Raw genomic sequence first — 5,855 nt, 5'->3', positions numbered from 1 at the left:
CGGGAAAGCCGCTCTTCAACATCAAAAAAACCAGGCTGCTTCATATCGCCATTCCCTCAATCAACGCAGAAGAAATAGAATCATACAGAAGACCTCAAAACCAGGGGGTTTTTAGAACCCTCCAGCTTCCAGGGTCAGCTTAAAGTTGACGAAGTCACTGGCGGCTCACCTTATGGCGTCACGACGATTGCTGCAGGTGACGGATCACGTCAGCCAAGCAGCAATGAACTCGATGGGGCGAAATTTCTCGGTCAGCATGTGGCCGGCATTACTAAAAAACTAGCCTGATTATCAAAGCCTTCCCGATACTCTTCTTCAGGAAGGCTCTTTGTCCGGTTCAGGCTACCTCTCGGTTTTTACCCATGGTGGATGCTCAAAAGCCTTTATCAGATAATCTATCAAGGCTTTGACACGGTTAGGTCGCATCGGGCTTGGAGGGGTAATCAGGTATAGACTTATGACAGGCCCTTCCCATTCTGGAAGAATTCGTTCCAGTCTTGCTTCCTGCAATCCATCTGAAACCATAAATTCGGGAAATAATCCGTAGCCTAGCCCCTCCTCTAAAGAGGGCAGGAACGCTTCAGCATTGTCCGCACGGAACCTAGACGTTTGTGGCAGGACAAATTCTTTACCTGAATTCTTCTTTCGGAGACGAATCATTCCTGGAGCAGCGGTATTCGTATAAACGAAGCTTTTACAGTCCTCCAGATCTCGTGGATGTTCAGGTCGGCCGACAGTATTCAGCCATGCCGATGATGCCACCAGAAAGAGACCAACATCGCATAATCTTCGTGCGCGCAAAGAGGAATCAGCAAGAGCGGAGATACGTAACGCGATATCATATCCGTCAGCCACCACATCTACAATTGCATCGCTGAAACTGATATTCAGATCAATCTCAGGATAGCGCCGCATAAATTCCGGCAAGACGGGGGCAAGATGGCGGATACCAAATGTCACTGGTGCGGTAATGCGAATACGGCCAGAAGGGCGTTGCATATCACCACGAGCTTCTGCTTCAGCAGCTTCAGCTTCGGTAACAATACGATTGGCATAGCCAAGAAGGGCCCTCACGGTCTCAGTAAGGGAAATGTGACGAGAATTCCGATTGAACAGCGCAATACCTAACGTCTGTTCAAGACGACTGACCGCCTTTGAGACAGTCGGCTTGGAGAGCTGTATTTCTTCTGCCGCACGCGCAAAAGAACCAAGTTCCGCCACTTTTGCGAAAATAGCCCATGCTTCAAAATCCGGCAGTCTCATACAACTCCCCCCTTGGCTGATCGTCCAGTTATATCTCGACATACTCATTGCGCCAAGAAAGAGAAACCGTATCTTTCCACTATTGCCATTTACGACAGTAACGCCGGGCGGCTATTTTTTGACACCATCCACATATCGTCACCTCCATCTGGAAAAACCATCATGATCGAAGTTCGTCCTTACTCACAGCTAGGGCACGCCAATCATGGCTGGCTAGATACACGGCACCATTTCTCGTTTGCCAACTACTATAATCCTAGCCGGATGAATTGGGGTGCTCTCCGCGTCTGGAACGATGACGCTATTGCGCCGGGGTCCGGTTTCGGCATGCATCCCCATGAGAATATGGAAATCATAACCTATGTCCGGGAAGGCGCCATCACCCACCAGGACAACCTGGGCAATAAGGGACGTACCATCGCAGGTGACGTTCAGGTTATGTCTGCTGGTACCGGAATCAAGCATAGCGAGTATAATCTTGAGGATGTCACAACCCGGATATTCCAGATATGGATCATACCGACCCGATCCGGATATGCACCGTCGTGGGGAACCCGGGTGTTTCCGAAAACCGATCGTGCTGGCAAGTTTATCATACTCGCATCCGGTTACGAAAACGACGGTGATGCTCTTCCAATTCGCACAGATGCACGCGTCTTGGGAGCAACATTAATAAGAGAAGAGAATACCGATTACCATCTTGGCATAGAAAGGCTGGCGTATCTGGTCGTTGCCCGCGGCACCGTGGAAATTGAAGGTCAGATGATCAGAGAGGGTGATGGTGCTGCCATCTCAGAGAAAGATACCCTCACAATCCTTGCACATCAAGATTCTGAAATAGTGCTTGTTGATACAAGGCTATAAAAAAAAGAGTACGGGGAGGGTTCGAAAACCCTCCTCTCAGCTTTATTAATTTTCCTCAACCCATTAATATCATCATGAGTGAAAAAAGAAGCTTAAGGTCTTTCTTACTCTTCATTTACCTAAAACAACAAAATAGATTCAAAATATTTTATCATAAACATGGAATAAGTCCGCGATTTACTTGGTTATTCTCTTACAGTAGCAGCACTGATGCTGCCACGTGTGATGTTCACTGCAAAGGAAAAGTCCCCTCCCAGCCTCCCCCCAGCGCCCGATAAAGCTGGGCAACAGAGGTCGATACACTCGCTTCCGACTGAATAAGCTGATTTTCGGCAGCCAGAAGCTGGGATTGCAAGGTCAGGACATTAAGAAAATCAGCAGCTCCCGCCGCATACTGTCTCTGGGCTGTATTTACTGCGGCATTATCGTGCGCCACGGCCTGACGTAATTCATCACGTTGCTGCTGGGCTGCACTAAAACTGGCCAGCGCATCGTCAATCTCATGCCAGGCATTCAGGGTTGTCCGCTGATACGTGATGAAAGCTTCCTGTTGCTGGGCTTTTCGCAGCATCAACTGCCCTCGGAGCCTGCCTCCTTCAAAAAGGGGCACCGTCATTGTCGGTCCAAACCCATATTGACGCGAAGCCCAATTCCCCAACTTGCTGAAATACATCGCCTGCATGTCCAATGTTCCCGACAGGGTCACGCGCGGCAGAAAATCTGCGATTGCCACACCAATATTTGCTGTTGCAACATGTAGTTTTGCAGCTGCCATCCGGATATCAGGACGCCGATCAGCCAGTTCCGAAGGGACACCGATATCGATAACCGAAGGCACTGAAGGAATGGGATGCGGCGCCTCAAGTAATGCCGTTAATGCTCCTGGTTCACGTGCGATCAAAAAACTCAGAGCATTGATAAGATGAACCTGCTGATTACGTAATACCGGTAGCCGTGCATTAAAGGTGTGATAAAGTGCCTCGGAGTCATCTACATCAAGCGTGGTCGTAACCCCTTTTGTGAATCGAAGAGTCGTCAACTCCACGCTCCGTCGCGCAACTGCGAGATTCTGACGTATAATTGCCATTTCGGCCTGCACTGCACGCAATTCAATATAGTCTCTGGCAGCTTCAGCCATGAGTGAGACGATGACATCACGACGCATTTCGTCGGTAACATCCATCGCAGCCCGCGCACTCTCCACAGAGCGCCTGACATGCCCCCATAGATCGACCTCCCATGAAGCACTCAGTCCATAAGTCGGGAGATTGAACGCTGGCGTGGGATGAGTCATGCCGATTGGGGTACCAAGCACCGACCTTACGCCATTGGCGCTGATCTGATTGCGTTGATAGTAGGCATTTCCATTAAGGGAGGGAAACTGTGCAGCTCCTGCTATCTTTCGTTCTGCCTGACTTTGAGCGTATCGGAAACTTGCTGCCCGCAAATCGAGGTTTTTTGCCGCAACCTGTCGTTCAAGATCATCTAAAATAGGATCGTGATACACTTCCCACCATTGGGGATTGATCCTTTTCATATCCGCCTTGCTGGAAGATGCAGGCAGACTTTCATGCCATCTATCTCCAGAAGGCATCCGTGGATCATGAAAATCGGGCCCAACGGTGCAGGCACTCACCATTAGTCCCAACAGCGCAAAACCCAGTCGCTTAACGCCATTCATAGCGATCATCCGATGCATGAGGGCCGTCAGCTTTCGTCTCTGTATCGATTCTCACTTCAACCGACATGCCAACACTCACTCGCGCAGCAAGAGGCTGGCCCGGATCAAACACAATGCGGACCGGGAGACGCTGCACCACCTTGGTAAAGTTCCCCGTCGCGTTGTCTGGCTGGATCGGAGAAAATGCGACCCCGGTCGCGCGCGCCACGCTATCAACATGAGCCCGCAGGTGATGCCCCGGAAAAGTATCAACCCAGACTGTAGCCCGTTGCCCGGGCATTACGTGAGTTAATTGTGTTTCCTGAAAATTGGCGACCACAAAAGCATCCTGAACGGGAATAACGCCCAGGAGCGCAGTACCAACATGAACATAGGCCCCCACACGAACACCGCGCGCGCCAACCACGCCATCAATTGGTGCCGTTATCGTGCAGTATGACAGGTTGAGTTCAGCCTGCTTTTCTTCCCCTTGCGCACGCTGTAATGCCGCTCTGGCACGCTCAAGTTGCGCTTGAATGACAGGAACCTGCTGCTCCGCCGCTGAAGCCTCTGCCTCATCACGAGCAAGAAGCGCAAGAGTCTGTTTTGCCTGTGTTGCTGTACGTTGACGTTGCTCAACAGTTCCTGCTCCACCTGCAGACAAATCGCGATAACGCGCCTCATCCAGCCTAGCAAAGGCAAGAGCAGCCTTATCAGACTCAACCGACGCGTGCGCCGCGGCGATAAGAGGTTGCTGCCGTTTGAGGGTCGCGCTCAAATTATCAATATCCGACTGAGCGGATGCCACATTAGCCCGGGCTATCCTGAGGGAAGCCTGAAAGTCCCAGTCCTGAATGTGAGCCAGCGTCTCGCCTGCTTTCACGTGCTGGTTATCCTGTGCCTCAACTTGATCGATCCGACCTGAGACCTTAGGTGCGACAAGTGTGAAATAAGCATGGATATAAGCGTCATTTGTCGTAACACTTCCCTGATGCTCCATTACCAATCGGTCCACGGCGAAAGCCGTGACACCAAGACCCGCTATGACAGCGGCAAGACTTAAGAAACGCCGGGTCGGCACATGAAATCTCCGGTTTAGGATTGACGAGAGAGCGGTGCCGCTGCGCGCGGCGGATACACCCTGCTGGGCAGAACAAGATTGAGGCCGATAAGAAGCGTGCAAACGCCAATCATCACGACATAGATATCGGCACAGGCAAGAATGAGCGATTGCATCCCGACCTCGCGATGAAAGAGGGACATAGCGGCCGAGTTCACGCTGCCTGGGTCAACAAGGTGAGGATCGAACAGGCTCTGGCGTACAGCATCGAAAGGAGGAAGAGAAAACTGTATATGGCCCATGTGATCCAGCAACATGGAGGAATGGTATTGCTCCCGGCGCCGGAACAATGCGTCAAGAAGTCCATCTGCGACAGCGCTCGCCATACCCTTGGTCATGTTGACCATACCGGAGATGAAGGGCCCATCGGTAGGTCCGAGCCCCATGGTCGCAAGCATCAGAACCGGAATGATGACCATAGGCTGCGCGAATACAGTCAGCAGCGCGATGGGATAAAAATTATCGCGGACCCAGTCTGCACATATCCAGGTTCCCAGCCAGTATGAAAGACCCATCAGACCCAGACCGGCCATAAGAACATGTCGACAGTCGATCCGGCGGATATTGCATATGGCTGCCACCAGCGGGAGCGCGAGCAACTGGGGAATCGCTATCAGCAGAGAGAAAGGCGTCGTCTGAATTGGACGATAGGATTTTACCGCAGTCAGATAATGCGATGGAACAGAAACCGTTACCACACTCAACACCAGAACCCCGAAAAGCGTAAGCAAGGCATCCGCTATATTGCGTTGTTTGAGCAACTGGATACGAAAAAATGGAAGCGAATGATGCCACTCATTGACGATGAAGACTGCAAAAAGAGAGGTGGTCCCCATTTTTCGGACAGGGCGATAAGCTATCATCTGGCCTGAACGAGGACGGGTTTTATGGGCAAGGTTACGCGGAAGAGGTATGCGGCAGAGTTCAAGTCACGGGTTGCGCTGGAGG

At 51.3% G+C, this 5,855-nt stretch carries 5 protein-coding genes and 1 pseudogene; 2 read left to right on the top strand and 4 right to left on the bottom strand.

Annotated elements, in window-relative coordinates; translation table 11 throughout:
* Nucleotides 1-117 precede the first annotated feature (117 nt).
* Nucleotides 118-288, top strand: a pseudogene (locus KMAL_RS17725) (NAD(P)H:quinone oxidoreductase); the annotation flags it as partial.
* A 54-nt stretch (nucleotides 289-342) separates the two neighbouring features.
* On the opposite strand, the gene KMAL_RS15790 reads toward KMAL_RS17725, so the two are convergent.
* Entirely contained in the window at nucleotides 343-1,263 is a 921-nt protein-coding gene (locus KMAL_RS15790; RefSeq protein ID WP_110096449.1) for a LysR family transcriptional regulator, read from the bottom strand.
* A gap of 162 nt (nucleotides 1,264-1,425) precedes the next feature.
* Here KMAL_RS15790 and KMAL_RS15785 point away from each other — a divergent pair, with 162 nt between their 5' ends.
* Nucleotides 1,426-2,127, top strand: coding sequence for a pirin family protein (locus KMAL_RS15785; RefSeq protein WP_014106229.1), 702 nt, complete (start codon nucleotides 1,426-1,428; stop codon nucleotides 2,125-2,127).
* Nucleotides 2,128-2,356: 229 nt separating this feature from the next.
* Here the strand turns inward: KMAL_RS15785 and KMAL_RS15780 are convergent, their stop codons facing one another.
* The 3 genes from KMAL_RS15780 to KMAL_RS15770 are packed head-to-tail and all read right to left on the bottom strand — an operon-like array spanning nucleotide 2,357 to nucleotide 5,770.
* Entirely contained in the window at nucleotides 2,357-3,808 is a 1,452-nt protein-coding gene (locus KMAL_RS15780; protein WP_041247853.1) for an efflux transporter outer membrane subunit, read from the bottom strand.
* Nucleotides 3,795-4,868 carry an HlyD family secretion protein gene (locus KMAL_RS15775; RefSeq protein ID WP_014106227.1) on the bottom strand — a complete coding sequence of 358 codons (1,074 nt, stop codon included), beginning with the start codon at nucleotides 4,866-4,868 and terminating at the stop codon, nucleotides 3,795-3,797. Before KMAL_RS15775 ends, KMAL_RS15780 begins: the two co-directional genes overlap by 14 nt.
* A gap of 14 nt (nucleotides 4,869-4,882) precedes the next feature.
* The gene (locus KMAL_RS15770; RefSeq protein WP_239020182.1) at nucleotides 4,883-5,770 is read right to left on the bottom strand and encodes an MFS transporter; all 888 of its coding nucleotides are present in this window, start codon (nucleotides 5,768-5,770) and stop codon (nucleotides 4,883-4,885) included.
* Nucleotides 5,771-5,855: the final 85 nt, after the last annotated feature.

The sequence above is a fragment of the Novacetimonas maltaceti genome, from assembly GCF_002906255.1.
GTDB classification, from domain to species: Bacteria; Pseudomonadota; Alphaproteobacteria; order Acetobacterales; family Acetobacteraceae; genus Novacetimonas; species Novacetimonas maltaceti.
This window is presented reverse-complemented; position numbering and strand designations above follow the sequence as displayed.

Coding starts and splice junctions, on each gene's coding strand:
- KMAL_RS15780 (WP_041247853.1), bottom strand. CDS start 3,808: ATGAATGGCGTTAAGCGACTGGGTTTTGCGCTGTTGGGACTAATGGTG.
- KMAL_RS15785 (WP_014106229.1), top strand. CDS start 1,426: ATGATCGAAGTTCGTCCTTACTCACAGCTAGGGCACGCCAATCATGGC.
- KMAL_RS15790 (WP_110096449.1), bottom strand. CDS start 1,263: ATGAGACTGCCGGATTTTGAAGCATGGGCTATTTTCGCAAAAGTGGCG.
- KMAL_RS15770 (WP_239020182.1), bottom strand. CDS start 5,770: ATGATAGCTTATCGCCCTGTCCGAAAAATGGGGACCACCTCTCTTTTT.